15 protein-coding genes are annotated in these 16,316 nt (G+C 61.8%); 9 read left to right on the top strand and 6 right to left on the bottom strand.

The genetic code is table 11. From position 1 onward, the window contains the following. Positions 1 to 190: 190 nt before the first annotated feature. Positions 191 to 640: a large-conductance mechanosensitive channel protein MscL gene (gene mscL, locus ACYAS9_RS09725; RefSeq protein ID WP_463568080.1), complete on the top strand. Its 450-nt coding sequence runs from the start codon at positions 191 to 193 to the stop codon at positions 638 to 640. An 18-nt stretch (positions 641 to 658) separates the two neighbouring features. Here mscL and ACYAS9_RS09730 read toward each other — a convergent pair whose 3' ends face one another. Then, positions 659 to 1,435: a ferredoxin--NADP reductase gene (locus ACYAS9_RS09730; protein ID WP_463568081.1), complete on the bottom strand. Its 777-nt coding sequence runs from the start codon at positions 1,433 to 1,435 to the stop codon at positions 659 to 661. Between the two features lie 344 nt (positions 1,436 to 1,779). Between ACYAS9_RS09730 and ACYAS9_RS09735 the strand changes: the two genes are divergently transcribed. Both ACYAS9_RS09735 and ACYAS9_RS09740 read left to right on the top strand, forming a co-directional pair. Continuing rightward, a complete protein-coding gene (locus ACYAS9_RS09735) occupies positions 1,780 to 2,022 on the top strand; it encodes a LuxR family transcriptional regulator (protein ID WP_463568082.1) in 243 nt (80 codons plus the stop codon). A gap of 120 nt (positions 2,023 to 2,142) precedes the next feature. Further along, a complete protein-coding gene (locus ACYAS9_RS09740) occupies positions 2,143 to 3,267 on the top strand; it encodes a methyltransferase (RefSeq protein WP_463568083.1) in 1,125 nt (374 codons plus the stop codon). 99 nt (positions 3,268 to 3,366) lie between these two features. Here ACYAS9_RS09740 and ACYAS9_RS09745 read toward each other — a convergent pair whose 3' ends face one another. Genes ACYAS9_RS09745 through ACYAS9_RS09755 form a run of 3 tightly spaced genes read right to left on the bottom strand, consistent with a single transcriptional unit; the run spans position 3,367 to position 5,990 of the window. Continuing rightward, positions 3,367 to 3,528, bottom strand: a complete 162-nt coding sequence (locus ACYAS9_RS09745; RefSeq protein WP_463568084.1) for a DUF2474 domain-containing protein — start codon at positions 3,526 to 3,528, stop codon at positions 3,367 to 3,369. A gap of 12 nt (positions 3,529 to 3,540) precedes the next feature. Beyond that, complete coding sequence (cydB, locus tag ACYAS9_RS09750; RefSeq protein WP_463568085.1) at positions 3,541 to 4,548, bottom strand: cytochrome d ubiquinol oxidase subunit II; 1,008 nt, start codon at positions 4,546 to 4,548, stop codon at positions 3,541 to 3,543. 2 nt (positions 4,549 to 4,550) lie between these two features. Beyond that, a complete protein-coding gene (locus tag ACYAS9_RS09755) occupies positions 4,551 to 5,990 on the bottom strand; it encodes a cytochrome ubiquinol oxidase subunit I (protein WP_463568086.1) in 1,440 nt (479 codons plus the stop codon). A gap of 426 nt (positions 5,991 to 6,416) precedes the next feature. On the opposite strand from ACYAS9_RS09755, the gene ACYAS9_RS09760 reads away from it, so the two are divergent. The 6 genes from ACYAS9_RS09760 to ACYAS9_RS09785 all read left to right on the top strand — a co-directional run bounded on the left by ACYAS9_RS09760 (position 6,417) and on the right by ACYAS9_RS09785 (position 14,789). Next, on the top strand, positions 6,417 to 8,924 hold the full coding sequence (locus ACYAS9_RS09760) for an EAL domain-containing protein (RefSeq protein WP_463568087.1): 2,508 nt from the start codon (positions 6,417 to 6,419) through the stop codon (positions 8,922 to 8,924). Between the two features lie 149 nt (positions 8,925 to 9,073). Continuing rightward, positions 9,074 to 10,369, top strand: a complete 1,296-nt coding sequence (locus ACYAS9_RS09765) for an NCS2 family permease (RefSeq protein WP_463568088.1) — start codon at positions 9,074 to 9,076, stop codon at positions 10,367 to 10,369. Continuing rightward, complete coding sequence (gene trmA, locus ACYAS9_RS09770; protein WP_463568089.1) at positions 10,366 to 11,451, top strand: tRNA (uridine(54)-C5)-methyltransferase TrmA; 1,086 nt, start codon at positions 10,366 to 10,368, stop codon at positions 11,449 to 11,451. The genes ACYAS9_RS09765 and trmA overlap by 4 nt, the downstream gene beginning before the upstream one ends. 97 nt (positions 11,452 to 11,548) lie before the next feature. Further along, complete coding sequence (locus ACYAS9_RS09775; protein ID WP_463568090.1) at positions 11,549 to 12,826, top strand: MFS transporter; 1,278 nt, start codon at positions 11,549 to 11,551, stop codon at positions 12,824 to 12,826. Between the two features lie 67 nt (positions 12,827 to 12,893). Continuing rightward, positions 12,894 to 13,793 (top strand): KPN_02809 family neutral zinc metallopeptidase, encoded by a 900-nt coding sequence (ypfJ, locus tag ACYAS9_RS09780; protein ID WP_463568091.1) that lies wholly within the window; start codon positions 12,894 to 12,896, stop codon positions 13,791 to 13,793. Between the two features lie 3 nt (positions 13,794 to 13,796). Further along, entirely contained in the window at positions 13,797 to 14,789 is a 993-nt protein-coding gene (locus ACYAS9_RS09785; RefSeq protein ID WP_463568092.1) for an alpha/beta hydrolase, read from the top strand. Positions 14,790 to 14,858: 69 nt separating this feature from the next. On the opposite strand, the gene ACYAS9_RS09790 is transcribed toward ACYAS9_RS09785, so the two are convergent. Next, complete coding sequence (locus tag ACYAS9_RS09790) at positions 14,859 to 15,446, bottom strand: HAD family hydrolase (RefSeq protein WP_463568183.1); 588 nt, start codon at positions 15,444 to 15,446, stop codon at positions 14,859 to 14,861. Next, positions 15,446 to 16,315: an acyl-CoA thioesterase II gene (tesB, locus tag ACYAS9_RS09795; protein ID WP_463568093.1), complete on the bottom strand. Its 870-nt coding sequence runs from the start codon at positions 16,313 to 16,315 to the stop codon at positions 15,446 to 15,448. The genes ACYAS9_RS09790 and tesB overlap by 1 nt, the downstream gene beginning before the upstream one ends. Position 16,316 lies beyond the last annotated feature (1 nt).

Here is a 16,316-nt window from a genome sequence, read left to right on the forward strand (position 1 = left end):
ATCCGCCCGCAAAAAAACGCGATGATAACGCAGGTTGCCGGTCGCTCAGCCTGCCCGTTGAGTGGCCTTATTGCTGAATCGAATAAAACTTCCCTTTTCAGGTCCGGTCGATTGAACGTGTACCGGGGGCAACTTGCCCGCCGCTCTATTACACTTGAGCGGATCCACTCATCTGTTACAAGGAATGACCATGGGCATCATCAACGAATTCAAGGCGTTTGCCGTCAAAGGCAATGTGGTCGACATGGCCGTGGGTATCATCATCGGCGCCGCCTTCGGCAAGATCGTCTCATCCTTTGTGGGCGATGTGATCATGCCGCCCCTGGGGCTGCTGATCGGCGGGGTGGACTTCAGTGACCTGGCGATCACCCTGCGCGGCGCCGAAGGCACGGCACCGGCGGTGGTGCTGTCTTATGGCAAGTTCATCCAGACGGTCATCGACTTCATCATCGTTGCGTTCGCCATCTTCATGGGCGTCAAGGCCATCAACCGCCTCAAGCGCGAAGAGGCCAAGGCTCCGACCCTGCCTGCCGCACCGACCAAGCAGGAAGTGCTGCTGAGCGAAATCCGCGACCTGCTCAAAGAGCAGCACAAACCGGCCGAGCCGATCGTGGTCGATCCGAAAAAACCGTTGTTGTAAGCGTAAACCCGGCGGTCGTTACCAGTACGTCTCTACCGCCACCTGCCCTGGCCGGCGGCTCAGGCTCAGTTGCAGGTCGCGCTGCTTGAGCAGCTTGCGGGTGTCGTCGACCATTTCCGGGTTGCCGCACAGCATGATCCGCGAATGCTCGGGGCTCAGTTCAAGGCTGGCGGCCGCTTCCAGGTCGCCGTCTTCGATCAGCCGGGTAATCCGGTCGTTCAGCGCACCTGGATACGATTCACGGGTGACCACCGGCAGATAGAGGAACTTGTGCGCATACTCGGCCAGGTAATCGCGCCGGGTCAGTTCTTCGATCAGCGGTTGATAGGCCAGCTCTTTGGCCTCGCGCGCGCTGTACACCAGAATGATGCGCTCGAATTTCTCCCAGACTTCGAAATCCTGAAGAATCGACAAAAACGGCGCCACGCCGGTGCCGGTGGCCAGCAGCCACAGGTCGCGGCCATCGACGAAGCGATCCAGGGTCAGGTAGCCGAATGCCTGCTTCTCGACCAGCAGCTCATCGCCTTCACGCAGGCGGCTCAGTTCACTGGTGAACTCGCCGTCCGGCACCACGATGGAAAAGAACTCCAGGAACTCGTCATACGGCGAAGACACCATCGAGTACGCCCGCCATACGGTGCTGCCATCGGCCTTGGTCACCCCCAGACGGGCGAACTGCCCGGCCCGGAAGCGAAAGCCGGGATCGCGGCTGGCGCGCAGGGTAAACAGATTGGGGGTCAACGGGGTCACGCGTTGCAGCGTTTGCCGGGTGAACTTCTCGTCGCTGACGGTCATGGTGTACTTGCAACTCCTGAACATGAATGGCAGGCCTGCAGTGTCCCGCAAAAGGCCACCGATAAACACCACCTGTTTGTAGTGGCATCCCTGACGGCCCTTCGATAACCGGGACTTAGACTATTTGGTTCTGGCTTGCATACTCAAAAGAAGGCAATGCCTGGGGCAAAAAAGGCCCGACCCATACTGACCGACGTTTCAGGGCAAACCCCTTTCTTTGGATACGCAAAGGCCATCAAACCACCCGTCTGGAGGGTTTTGGCCAGCCATGATCACCCGTGCTTTTTCCCTAGACTGACAGAACCCTCATCGAAGGGTCTCGCCATAGATGCATGGAGGCGATCATGGAGCCAGTACGATTCGATTCACCCCAACAGCCACACACCAGCGCCTTGACGAAGAGAGAAATCGAAATACTCAAGTGGTCCGCCAAAGGCAAAACAGCCAATGACATCGCAATTATCTTGCGTCTCAAGGAGCGAACCATTCATTTCCATATTGCCAGCGCCATCCAGAAAATGGGGGTCTGCAACAAGACCGCCGCCGCTGTACAAGCCGCATTGAGCGGAGTGTTCGGCACCCTTTGACCCCAAGACCACAATGGCAGGTACCAAAGGGCAAAAAGCACGTAGAATCACGCACTTCAAGCCAGACCGGCCGCTACCGGACTCGCTGTGATGCCCGTCGTTTGCCCAGAGTTTCCTGCCATGCCCCTGCTCACCAGCCCCTTTGCCGAACTTGATCTGATCCGTCAGCCGGAACAACCGAACGAGCCGTTACAGGCGTTCGACGCCGCCGACGAGTACTTGCTCAGCCATGTCGCCGAACAGGGCCTGAACCTGCAAACCCGTGTGCTGGTGCTCAACGACAGTTTCGGCGGCCTGGCTGCCAGCTTGGCGCCCCATGCAACCGTGTCCAGCAGCGGCGATTCGTTTCTGGCCAGCAGTGCCCTGGCCATCAATCTGACGCGCAACGGCATGGCGACCGATGCCGTGCGCTTCATTGCGGCCAGCGAGCCCTTGGACGGGCCGTTCGACTGGGTGCTGATCCGCATTCCCAAGACCCTGGCCCTGCTGGAAGAGCAGTTGATCCGCCTGCAAGGCCAGTTGGCACCGGGCGCGCAAGTGGTGGCAGCAGCGATGATCAAGCACCTGCCGCGCTCGGCCGGCGAGTTGCTGGAAGAATACGTAGGCCCCGTGCAAGCTTCGCTGGCGGTGAAAAAGGCCCGCCTGCTGTTTGCCACGCCTGCCCCCAAAGCCGTTCAGCCCTCGCCTTTTCCGACCCGTTATCGCCTTGACCAACCGGCGCTGGAACTGGTCAACCATGCCAATGTGTTCTGCCGCGACGGGCTGGACATCGGCACACGGGCTTTTCTGCCCTGGCTGCCCAAAGGGTTGAACAAGGCCCGTGTCGCAGACCTGGGCTGCGGCAATGGCGTACTGGCGATTGCCAGCGCGCTGGACAATCCTGACGCCGAGTACACGCTGGTCGACGAGTCGTACATGGCGGTGCAGTCGGCGACGCAAAACTGGCAGGCTGCACTGGGGTCGCGGCCTGTAACCGTGCGCGCGGCAGACGGCCTGGCCAGCCAGCCGGCCGACTCGCTGGACGTGGTGCTGTGCAACCCGCCGTTCCACCAGCAGCAAGTGGTCGGCGACTTTCTCGCCTGGCGCATGTTCCTCCAGGCCCGCGCGGCGCTGGTGCAAGGTGGCGCCCTGTACATCGTTGGCAACCGTCACCTGGGCTACCACGCCAAACTGGCGCGGCTGTTCCGCGAAGTCGAACAGGTCGCCGCGACGCCAAAATTCGTGATTCTCAAAGCGCGCAAGTAAACGTAAACGGCAGGCAAAAAAAACCCTCCTTCACAGCCCGTTCAGGAGGGTAAAAAAGCCGTGTCCACGAAACACGGGATGGGATTCTTGCGTCAGGGTCTAGTGAGTGGTCAGGCCCGCGGCACTCATGAACATCCTCATCAGGCTGGCGACGATAAACAGAGCCAGCACACTGCCCGCCCAGATACCGCCCAGCCAGGCCAGGCGCTGCCACAGTGGCTTGCTCATGGCCGGGTCTTCTTCAGGGTATTTGCCAGTCATTGCCCACCTCCTCTAGTGATACCCGTCTTCGGCCGTCACCTTGCCGCGGAACACGTAGTAGCTCCAGAAGGTGTAACCCAGGATGAACGGGATGATGAATAGCGTGCCCACCAGCATGAAGCCCTGGCTTTGTGGCGGTGAGGCGGCGTCCCAGATGGTGATCGAGGGCGGCACGATGTTCGGCCACAGGCTGATGCCCAGCCCGCTGTAGCCCAGAAAGATCAGCAACAGGGTCAGCAGAAACGGCGTGTAGTGCGCGTTGCGGGCCACGGCCTTGAACAGCCCGAACATCGTCACCAGCACCAGGATCGGCACCGGCATGAACCAGAACAGGTTAGGCAAGGTGAACCAGCGCTCGGCGATGGCCGGATGCGCCAGCGGTGTCCACAGGCTGACAATCGCCATGACCACCAGCACCGCGATTGCCAAAGGCCGGGCCAGATCGTGCATGGCCTTCTGCAATGGGCCTTCGGTCTTCATGATCAGCCAGGTGCAGCCCAGCAGTGCATAGGCGACGATCAGCGCCAGGCCGCAGAACATCGGGAACGGCGCCAGCCAGTCCAGCGAGCCACCGGCGTATTGCCGGTCGACCACCGGCAGGCCTTCGATAAAGGCGCCCAGCGCCACGCCCTGAAAGAAGGTCGCGGTCAGCGAGCCGCCAATAAAAGCCTTGTCCCACCAGTGCTGGCTGGCTTCGGATGACTTGAAGCGAAACTCGAACGCCACGCCGCGAAAGATCAAGCCCATCAACATCAGGATCAGCGGCAGGTACAGCGCCGAGAGCACCACCGAATAGGCCAGCGGAAACGCGCCGAACAGTCCCGCACCGCCCAGCACCAGCCAGGTCTCGTTACCGTCCCAGACCGGCGCGACAGTGTTCATCATCACGTCACGGTCCTGGCTTTGCTTCATGAACGGAAACAGGATGCCGATGCCCAGGTCGAAACCGTCCATGACTACGTACATCATGATCCCGAAGATGATGATGACGGCCCAGATCAGCGAAAGATCGATGCCCATGCTCAGTTCCCCTTGCCCAGTCGGTCGAGGTTGTCGCCCTCTTGCGTGCCTTCATCGGCAGCAGACAGAGGACGGGCTGGCGTGCGGGGCTGGCCTGGGCCACCGCGCGGTGCATGTTCGACATGAGGCACTGGGCCCTTGCGCACCAAGCGCATCATGTAAACGAAGCCGGCACCGAACAACAGGAAATAGACGACCACGAACATCACCAGGGTGATGCTCATCTGCACCACGCTGTGATTGGAAACGCCATCGGCAGTGCGCATCAGGCCGTAGACCACCCAGGGCTGACGACCGATTTCAGTGGTGAACCAGCCGGCCAGAATCGCGATCAAGCCCGACGGCCCCATCAACAGGGCCAGGCGCAGGAACGGCCGCGACTGGTAGATCTGGCCGCGCCGGCGCAGCCACAGGCTCCATAGCCCGGTGAGAATCATCAGCATGCCCAGCCCGACCATGATCCGGAACGACCAGAACACCACGGTCGAGTTAGGCCGGTCTTCAGGCTTGAACTCCTTGAGCGCCGGCACCTGCTTGTCCAGGCTGTGGGTCAGGATCAGGCTGCCCAGGTACGGAATTTCAAGGGCGTACTTTGTTCGCTCCTCTTTCATGTCCGGCCAGCCGAACAGGATCAGCGGCGTCGGCTCGTTGCCAACGTTTTCCCAGTGGCCTTCAATCGCGGCGATCTTGGCAGGCTGGTGCTTGAGGGTGTTCAAGCCGTGGAAGTCGCCGACGATCGCCTGAATCGGCGCGACCAGCAGGGCCATCCACATCGCCATCGACAGCATCTTGCGCACCGCCGGCGTATCGCGCCCGCGCAGCAGGTGCCAGGCCGCCGAGGAGCCGACGAAGAACGCCGTGGCCACGAAGGCGGCAATGGCCATGTGCGTCAGGCGGTAAGGAAACGAGGGGTTGAAGACCACGGCGAACCAGTCGGTCGGGATCACCCGGCCATCAATGATTTCGAAGCCTTGCGGGGTCTGCATCCAGCTGTTGGACGACAGGATCCAGAAGGTCGAGATCAGCGTGCCGATGGCCACCATGATCGTGGCGAAAAAGTGCAGGCCACGGCCCACGCGGTTCCAGCCGAACAGCATCACGCCCAGAAATCCGGCCTCGAGGAAAAAGGCGGTCAGCACTTCATAGGTCAGCAAGGGGCCGGTGACAGCGCCGGCAAAGTCAGAGAAACGGCTCCAGTTGGTGCCGAACTGGTAAGCCATGACCAGGCCGGAAACCACGCCCATGCCGAAGTTGACGGCAAAGATCTTCAGCCAGTAGTGATACAGGTCGCGGTAGACATCGTTGCGGGTTTTCAGCCACAGGCCTTCAAGCACCGCCAGGTAGCTGGCCAGACCAATGGTGATGGCGGGGAACAGGATATGAAACGAAATCGTGAACGCGAACTGGATCCGGGCGAGATCGAGCGATTCCAAACCGAACATAAGACTATTCCTCGGATGCTGCGCTGGCCCACGGTCAGGGCGGTCGTTGCGGGCCGGGCAGCTTCTGGCGAGCCCTCGGCGCTGAATTTCAGGTGCTGCATTTTCGTTCTATGGCTGTCTGACGCCTGGCACACGATTTCAGTTCGATCGTGATGATGCAGGTCAACCAACGCTGAAAGATTAGACCTATTTGCCCGTCGCGCCTGCGTGGCGCGTTGTCGCGTGACCGGTTGTCTCACCCTTGCCACACAGCTTTGCGGTTTTGTGATGCAGTCGCCTGTGCACCCGTTGACCTTTGAGCGCCGGTGTTTAAAGGTCAGCGCCCTTAACGGTACTTCCCCAAGATAATGGCCTTGTGCTATTGAATAGCGGGCGTGAACAGTCTTCACGCTGCTGCCACACCTCATAAAGAGCCACAGGACGTGCATGCCTCTAACCCATAGCCTTTCCGACCTCTTCGTGCAGTCTATCGAGCAGGCCAGCAACAGCGTGGTGGTCAGCGACGCCGACAATTGTGTCGTGCTGTTCAACCGCGCCGCCGAACAGCTCTGGGGCCTGAGCCGCCATGAGGTGATCGGTCAGGACGCCAGACGGCTGATGCCGTTGCCGGTGCATGCCTATCACAAGCAGCTTGAGGAACGTGACGGCGAGCTGCCGAATATCCGCATCCAGCATCAGGATGGCAGTCAGCACTGGGGCAGCGCCTCGATTGCACGGGTGGTCAGCGCCGATCAGGTTTTCTATTCGACCAGCATCAAGAACGTCACCCGCCAGCACGAAGAAAGCGAACGCCTGCGCCTGCTGTCACTGGTGACCGATCACTCCGACAACGCCATCGTCATTACCGACGAACAGTGGCGCATCGTCTACGTCAACGCAGGCTTCGAGCGCATGTTCGGCTACCGCCTCGATCAGGTCTGCGGTCACCACCCGACCGCCTTGCTGGCCCCACACATGGCCGAGATTGCCGTGCAGGAAAGCCGCCAGGCTCTGGCACGCGGCCAATCGATCAAGACCGATTCACTGGCTTATATCCAGAACGGCGAGCGGCTGTGGTGCAGCGTGGTGGTCAACCCGGTGCTCGACAGCCAGGGAAAATTTATCAACGCCGTCGCCATCCTCGCCGACATTACCAACACCAAGATGCATGAGGTGCTGCAGCACAGCATGCTCAACGCCATGGTGCGTGAGGATCCGCTGGAAGACCTGATGCTGCTGGCCTGCCGGGAAATCGAGCGCATTGCCCCGGAAGTCATCACCTCGATGCTGTTGATCGATGAAGATGGCGTGATGCATCCCCTGGCCACCGCCAGCTTGCCCAGCCGTTACTGCCAGATCATGGAGGGTCAGAAGATCGGCGAAGGGGTCGGCACCTGTGGCACCGCCGCGTTTCGGCGCCAGCCGGTGATTTCCAGGGACATTGCCAGCGACCCGTTATGGGATGCCCATCGCGATCTCGAGCTGCCACACGACATCAAGAGCTGCTGGTCGACCCCGATCATGGGCGCCGACCAGCGGGTCATCGCGACCCTGGCCTTCTATTTCAAGGAAGTGCGCGGCCCTTCGATCTTTCATCAGCGCCTGGTCGAAGTCATCGTGCCGCTGTGCGCACTGGCGATCGAACGTGAAAAGAGCCGCGCGCACATCAGCCAGCTGGCGTTCTATGACAGCCTGACCGAACTGCCCAATCGCAGCCTGCTGCTGGCCAACGCCGAACAGGCGATTCATGCCGCGCTGCGCAATAAGACTCATCTGGCCGTGCTGTTCATCGATGTCGACCGCTTCAAGCAGGTCAACGACTCGTTCGGCCACCCGGCCGGTGACGAACTGCTGCAAGTCATCGCCCGCCGGCTGCTCGACAACCGCAGCACCAAAGACATCGTCGGACGCCTGTCGGGTGACGAGTTTGTGGTCGTGCTGCCCGAGTGCGACACCGCCCATGTCACCGAACTGGTCGAACAATTGAAACTGACCATCGGCCAGCCGTGCCAGATCGGTGGCAGCCGGGTGTGCCCTTCGGTGAGCATCGGGGTCAGCATGTTCCCCGAAGATGGCCACGACATGGGCACCCTGATCCACCGCGCCGACATGGCCATGTACCAGGCCAAGCATGCCGGTCGCGGGCGCTTCAGTTTCTTCTGCCATGAGCTGAACCAGCTGGCCCAGGAACGCCAGGCCATGGAAACCGCCTTGCAGCAGGCGTTGCAGGACAATGCCCTGGAGCTGCATTACCAGCCGCAGATCAACATGGCCGACGGCAGTATCTACGGCGTCGAAGCCTTGGCGCGCTGGAATCATCCGCACTGGGGCCAGGTGTCGCCGGTGCGTTTTATTCCGCTGGCCGAAGAGTGCGGGCTGATCGTCGAACTGGGTGTCTGGGGCCTGCGCGAAGCCTGCCGGCAACTGGCGCAGTGGCGGCGCAATGGCGCGGTATTGCCGGCGGTGTCGGTCAACCTGTCGCCGACCAACTTCCATGATCTGGAACTGCCGAGCATGCTCATGGCGCTGCTGGACGAACACCAGCTGAGCCCCGGCGACCTGACGCTGGAGCTGACCGAAAACATCCTGATGGACACCAACCCCAGCACGCTCAAGGTGCTCAACGATGTGCATGCCCTGGGCATACGCCTGGCCATGGACGACTTCGGCACCGGCTATTCGAGCCTGAGCTATTTACGCCGCCTGCCGATCCAGGAACTCAAGCTGGACCGCAGCTTCGTCATGGATCTTGAAAACGACGCCACCAGCCGCACCCTGAGCGATGCGGTGATCCACATCGGCAACAGCCTGAACCTGACCGTGGTGGCCGAAGGCATCGAAACCGAAGGCCAGTACGAGATTCTCAAGCAACAGGGCTATCACGTGGCCCAAGGGTATCTGTTCGCCAAACCGCTGAATGCCACGGACCTGGAACGCTGGTTGCTGACCCGCTGAACGATATCCATCTCGCTGATCAACCGTGCAGCCAGTTTCGCGAGCTGCTGTTATCATGCGCGGCTTTTTCCGAGCCACAGAAAATCGCCAGGCTATAACCCCAGCCTGTGCTTTGCTGTTGGAGTCGTATTACCTCACCGGAGCCCGGCATGCTGGAAAGGCTGTTTCAACTCAAGGCCCACAACACCAACGTACGCACAGAGATTCTCGCGGGCGTGACCACTTTCCTGGCCATGGCCTACATCCTGTTCGTCAACCCGAGCATTCTCGGCGAGACCGGCATGGACAAAGGCGCGCTGTTCGTCGCCACCTGCCTGGCGGCCGCCATCGGCTCGGCGGTGATGGGCCTGATCGCCAACTACCCGATCGCGCTGGCGCCGGGCATGGGCCTGAATGCGTTCTTTACCTACACCGTGGTCCTGCACATGGGCCACACCTGGCAAGTGGCGCTGGGCGCGGTGTTCCTGTCGGCGGTGATGTTTTTCATCCTGTCGATCTTTCGTATTCGCGAATGGATCATCAACAGCATTCCGCTGGCCCTGCGCTCGGCGATTGCGGCCGGTATCGGCCTGTTCCTGGCGCTGATCGCCCTGCAGAACGCCAAGATCGTGATCGGTAACCCGGCCACACTGCTCGGCTTGGGCGACCTCAAGCAGCCAGCGCCGATTCTGGCCACGCTGGGCTTTTTTCTGATCATCGCCCTGGACACACTCAAGGTCCGCGGCGCGGTGCTGATCGGCATCCTGGCGGTCACGCTGGTATCGATCCTGTTCAACTTCAGTACCTTCGCCGGCGTCATGTCGATGCCGCCGTCGCTGGCGCCGACCTTCCTGCAACTGGACATTCTCGGTGCGCTGGACGTAGGACTGGTGAGCATCATCTTTGCCTTCCTGTTCGTCGATATCTTCGACAACTCCGGCACCCTGATCGGCGTTGCCAAGCGTGCCGGGCTGATGGGCAAGGACGGCCACATGCCGAAAATGGGCCGCGCCCTGATCGCCGACAGCACCGCCGCCATGGCGGGCTCCTTGCTGGGCACCTCGACCACCACCAGCTACATCGAGTCGGCCGCCGGTGTCAGCGCCGGCGGCCGCACCGGCCTGACCGCCATCGTCGTCGCCGTGCTGTTCTTGTTGGCGCTGTTCTTCGCACCGCTGGCGGCCAGCGTGCCGATTTACGCCACCGCACCGGCGCTGCTGTTCGTCGCGGTGCTCATGGCCTCGGGCCTGGCTGAAATCGACTGGGACGACATCACCGTTGCCGCGCCGGTGGTGATCACCGCGCTGGCCATGCCGTTCACCTATTCCATCGCCAACGGCATCGCCTTTGGCTTCATTTCCTGGACGGCGATCAAGCTGTTGTCGGGACGCTGGCGCGAGCTCAACCCTGCGCTGGTGATCCTCTCGATCCTGTTCGTCATCAAGCTGGGCTGGTTCAACGCATGAGTGTTTCCTTCGATCCTGCGAGCTACGAGAGTCTGCTCGCCGAAAAAGCCACCCGCCTGCAAGAACTGCTGGCGCCCTTCGAAGCGCCGGCCGCGCAGGTGTTCGACTCGCCCCGTGAGCATTTCCGCCTGCGCGCCGAGTTTCGCCTGTGGCGCGAAGGCGAGCAGCGCCACTATGCAATGTTCGCCCCCGGCGACAAGCACACGCCGATCCTGCTCGAAGGCCTGCCCATCGCCAGCCAGCGCATCAACCAGCTGATGCCGGTGTTGCGCGAGCGCTGGGAAGCGAGTCCTGCGCTGAACCGCAAGCTGTTCCAGGTCGATTTTCTGACCACCCTGGCGGGCGATTCGATGATCACCCTGTGCTATCACCGCCCGCTGGACGACGCCTGGCAAGCCGCCGCCGAAGAACTGGCTGCCGAGCTGGACGTCAGCCTGATCGGTCGTTCGCGCGGGCAGCGCCTGGTGATCGGCCGCGATTTCGTCAGCGAAGAGCTGCACGTGGCCGGCCGCATCTGGCGCTATCGCCAGCCCGAAGGCGCCTTTACCCAGCCCAACGGCACGGTCAACCAGAAAATGCTCAACTGGGCCTTCGAGGCCATGGGCGAGCGTGACGACGATCTGCTGGAGCTGTACTGCGGCAACGGCAACTTCACCCTGCCGCTGGCAACCCGTGCGCGCAAGGTGCTGGCCACCGAGATCAGCAAGACCTCGGTCTATGCCGCCCTGGCCAACCTGGAAGACAACGCAGTGGATAACGTCACCCTGGTGCGTTTGTCGGCCGAAGAACTGACACAGGCGCTCAACGACGTAAGGCCGTTTCGTCGCCTGCAAGGCATTGACCTGAAAAGCTACGAATTCGGCACGATCTTCGTCGATCCGCCACGCGCCGGCATGGACCCGGACACCTGCGAACTGGCCCGGCGTTTCGAGCGCATCCTGTATATCTCCTGCAACCCGGAAACCCTGGCCGCCAACATCGCCCAGCTGCACGACACTCACCGTATCGAGCGCTGCGCCTTGTTCGACCAGTTTCCGTATACCCACCATATGGAATCGGGCGTGTTGCTGGTTCGCCGCTGATAAAAGGAGCGCGCCCTCTCCTTACATTCAATAGGCAGCTACCTATCATTTGCGGTATAACGCGCATTCGCTCATCTGCGTGTCATGGGTAACTGTCTTGAGTTCCGAATCATCTGCGTCTGCCTCCACTTCGTCGGGTCTGTATCGTCAACCCGGTTTCGTTGCGTTTCTGTCTGCTCGCCTGTTGGCGATGTTTGCCATGCAGATCCAGGCGGTGGTGGTCGCCTGGCAGGTCTATGACATGACCCGCGATCCCATGGCCCTGGCGTATGCGGGCCTGGCGCAGTTCATCCCCATGCTGTTGCTGCTGATGCCCGCCGGCGATCTGATCGACCGCTACGACCGCAAGCTGATCCTGACCATCAGTTGGCTGGTGCAGGCGTTGTGCGGCGTGATTCTGCTGCTGTTCTCGTTCTATAACCTGCACGACGTGCGCCTGGTGTATGCCGCCCTGCTGCTCTACGGCGGCGCGCGGGCGTTTACCGGCCCCGGGCTGCAAAGCCTGTTGCCGCAGATCGTGCCGCGTGAGCGCCTGGCCTCGGCGATTGCCACCAACAGCGTGATCATGCGCAGCTCGACAGTGGCCGGCCCCTTGGTCGGCGGCGGGCTGTACGCACTGGGTGGCGCCGAGCTGACCTACGCCACCTGCGTAGCGGCCTTCATTCTCGGCACCGTCTTGCTGAGCCAGGTGCCGGTGAAGTACGCCATGCCCAAGCTCAACTTGGAAGACGGCGCCTGGCAGCGCTTCACCGCCGGCATCGCCTTCATTCGCTCGCGGCCGATCATTCTCGGCACCATTTCCCTGGACCTGTTCGCCGTGCTGCTGGGCGGCGTTATCGCGCTGCTGCCGATCTACGCCCACGAGGTGCTGCACCTGGGCCCGCAAGGCCTGGGTGTACTGCGCAGCGCCATGAGCCTGGGCGAACTGGTGACCGGCATTTACCTGAGCGTGCGCCCGCTGGACCGTCATGTCGGCCTGACCATGTTCATCGCCGTGGGCATTTTCGGCCTGGCCAATCTGGTGTTTGCCTTGTCGACGCTGTTCTGGCTGTCGTGCATCGCCCTGCTGATCGCCGGCGCCGCCGACATGGTCAGCGTGTACATTCGCTCGGCGCTGGTGCAGTTCTCGACGCCGGACAACATGCGCGGACGGGTCAACGCGGTGAACATGCTGTTCATCGGTTCAAGCAACGAACTGGGCGAGTTCCGCGCCGGCACCAGCGCCTCGCTGATCGGCGCCATTCCGGCGGCGATTGCCGGCAGCCTGTGCACGCTGGGCGTGGTCGGCGCCTGGATGGTCGGTTTCAAAAGTTTGCGCCAGGTCAATCGCTTCGCGGATGCGGCACCGGCAGAAAAATCAGCGTCAATTAAATGACCGACGGGCTGGCGCACCAGCCTCACAGCAGCAACACTCTTTTATTGTGTATGTCGAGGGCAGTCCGATGCTGTGGAAAAAAGGCCGACGTAGCGACAACGTAGTCGACGAGCGTGCACAAGGTGGTGCCGGCGGTGCTGGCGGCGGCCGGCGTATAGGCGGCAAAGGCCTGACGCTGGGTGGCGTGGCCCTGATCGTGGTGTTCGGCCTGATCACCGGCCAGGACCCGATGCAGATCCTCGGCCAGCTGGCTGGCGAATTCAGCCAGCCACAGAGCCCTGCGGTCAATCCGCCCAACACCGCGCCGCGCGCTCCCGCCAACGACCCGCGGGTCGAATTCGTGCGCTCCATTCTGGGCGACACCGAAGACAACTGGCAGGCCATCTTCACCCAGACCGGGCGCCAATACGCCGACCCGCAATTGATCCTGTTCAATGGCCAGGTCAGTTCCGCCTGCGGCTTTGCCACCTCGGCCACCGGGCCGTTCTACTGCCCGGCCGACCGCAAGATCTACCTCGACCTTGAGTTCTTCAAAGAGATGTCCCAACGCTTTTCGGCCACCGGCGACTTCGCTCAGGCCTATGTCATCGCCCATGAAGTGGGCCACCACGTGCAGACCCTGCTGGGTATTTCAGCCAAGGTCCAGCAGGCGCGCCAGAGTGGTCAGCGCATGGAAGGCGACAATGGTTTACTGGTGCGCCAGGAGCTACAGGCCGACTGCCTGGCCGGTGTCTGGGCGCACAACGCACAAAAGCGTTTGAACTGGCTGGAGCCGGGTGATATTGAAGAGGCATTGAACGCGGCCAACGCCATTGGCGATGATCGCCTGCAACGCCAGAGTCGCGGCCAGGTGGTGCCCGACTCGTTTACCCATGGCACCTCCGCACAGCGGGTGCGCTGGTTCAAGACCGGCTTTGCCCAGGGCAATATCAACCAGTGCGACACGTTCGCCGCCAAGAGCCTGTAATTGATGATCAAACCGTTGTTGCTGGCCATGATGTTGAGCAGCGCTGCCGCCAGCCTGAGTGCACACGCCGAGACTTACCCTGTCACCTCGATCAGCCCAGACCGCCTGACCATCAATGGCAGCCAGGCGACGCTGGGCCTGAGCCAGGAATGGCTGCGGCCCAAGCCGCAGATCCAGCGTGTGCTGATCGTGTTGCATGGCCGCGGGCGCAACGCCCAGACCTACCTGCGCACCGTGGAGCGCGCCGCCAACCAGTCCCATGAACGCAACAAGACCCTGCTCATTGCCCCGCAGTTTCTGGATGAGAAAGACATCACGGCCCATCACCTGGCCGACTCGATCCTGCGCTGGCGTGAAGACGAATGGATTTCCGGCGCCCCGTCCATTGGTCCCAAGCCCGTCAGCTCGTTCACCGTACTGGACCAGATTCTCAAGCGCCTGGGCGATGACAAGCTGTTCCCCAACCTCAAGGAAATCGTCATCGCCGGTCACTCCGGCGGCGCACAAATGGCCCAGCGCTATGCCCTGCTCGGCGGCAAGCAGGAAGCTTATCTGCGCAAGCAAGGCGTCCGGCTGCGCTACGTGATTGCCGACCCGTCGACCTATGCCTGGTTCGACGCGCAGCGGCCGCTACCGGTGTCGGAGAAAACCTGTCCGAATTTCAACGACTGGAAATACGGCCTGAACAAACTCCCGGCCTACGCCAGCAAGATCGAAAGCGCCGATCTTGAAAAAGCCTACGTGCAGCGCGATGTCACGTACCTGCTGGGCCTGCTCGACAACGACCCCAACCATCCTGCGCTGGACAAGAGCTGTGCCGCCCAGGCCCAAGGCCAGGACCGGTTGGTGCGCGGGCATAACTACTTCGACTACCTGAGCAAACGCCACCCGACCGGGCTGAACCAGCGTCTGGTGGAAGTACCGGGCGTGGGCCATGGCGGCGACGGCATTTTTACCGCGCCACTGAGCCAGGCCGTCTTGTTCAAACCGCTTTGAGGCCGCTTTAAGCTGTAAGCCTCAAGCTGCAAGCAGAGGGTGCAGGCTTGTAGCTTGCTGTTTACGCCGCTAGATCATCTCGCGCAGGGCGTTGCAGTCGCGGGCGTGCCAGTCGGTCAGCTCCGGCCAGGGATTTTCCGGCAGGTTGACCAGTACCGTGCGCGCACCGGCGGCGCGGCCGCAATTAAGGTCGTGCAGGTAGTCGCCGATCATCACCATGCGCGCAGGCTCAACCTCCCAGGCACTGGCCAGCTTCAAGAGTCCGGCCGGGTCCGGCTTGGGCGTGGCATTTTCGCGCCCCAGGACATCCTCGACCGCAAAGCAGTCGGCAATCCCGATGGCCTCAAGCGTGATGTGCGCCAGTTCCTGTGCGTTGCGGGTCAGGATGCCCAGCCGGTAACCGCGCCCGGCCAGCTCACGCACCAGTTCCACCGCACCGGTTGCCGCGACCGAGCCCAGCGCCAGCTCGCGCTCATGCTCCAGCAGCCAGGCATGCTTGTCCGCCGCCACTGCCGGCGGCAGGCTGGCCAGGTGACCGAGAATGTCGGCTTGCTCGGGAATATCCAGCGCCCGTTTGATCGCGGCAAAATCATGCACCGGCACAGTCAGCGTGCCGTCCATGTCGAATACCCAATGGCGAATCTGGTCGAGGTTCATCATGCCCAGTCCTTGCGATGCCGAATCAGGCCTTCCTGGCTGACCGACGCCACCAGTTGGCCCGCGCGGTTGTACACACTGCCGCGTGAGAAACCGCGCGAGTTACCGGCCCACGGGCTGTCCATCGCGTACAGCAACCAGTCGTCAGCACGCAGATTGCTGTGGAACCACAACGAATGGTCCAGGCTGGCGACCTGCATGTCGCGCTGCCAGACCGTCTTGGCATGCGGCAACAACGAGGTGGTCAGCAGATTGAAGTCCGAGGCATAGGCCAGCAGGTACTTGTGCAGCGCCGGAATGTCCTTGAGCGCGCCATCGGCACGAAACCAGACGTACTTGACCGGATCGCCGGGCTTGGGGTTGTAAGGGTCTTCGGCGGTAACCGGGCGAAACTCGATGGGCTTGGGGCACAGGAATTTTTCGCGCATCGCCTCGGGAATCAGGTGGGCGTTGCGCGTCAGCAGCTCCAGCTCGCACGGCAAATCGTCGGGGCCGACCACTTGCGGCATCGCGGCCTGATGCGCGAAGCCTTCTTCGTCGTACTGGAACGATGCGCTGCAGGTGAAGATCGGCTTGCCCTTCTGGATCGCGGTCACGCGCCGGGTGCTGAAACTGCCGCCGTCGCGCACCCGGTCAACGTGATAGACCACCGGCAACTGCGCGTCGCCAGGGCGCAGAAAATAGCCGTGCATGGAATGCACATGGCGGTCATCTTCAACGGTCTGGCTGGCCGCCGAGATCGACTGGCCGAGCACCTGGCCGCCGAACAACTGACGAAAGCCCAAATCCTGGCTACGCCCGCGAAACAGGTTTTCTTCGATGGACTCCAGGGTCAGCAGGTCAACCAGGTCTTCAAGCACTCGGCTCATT

Source organism: Pseudomonas sp. HP_08 (assembly GCF_055284095.1).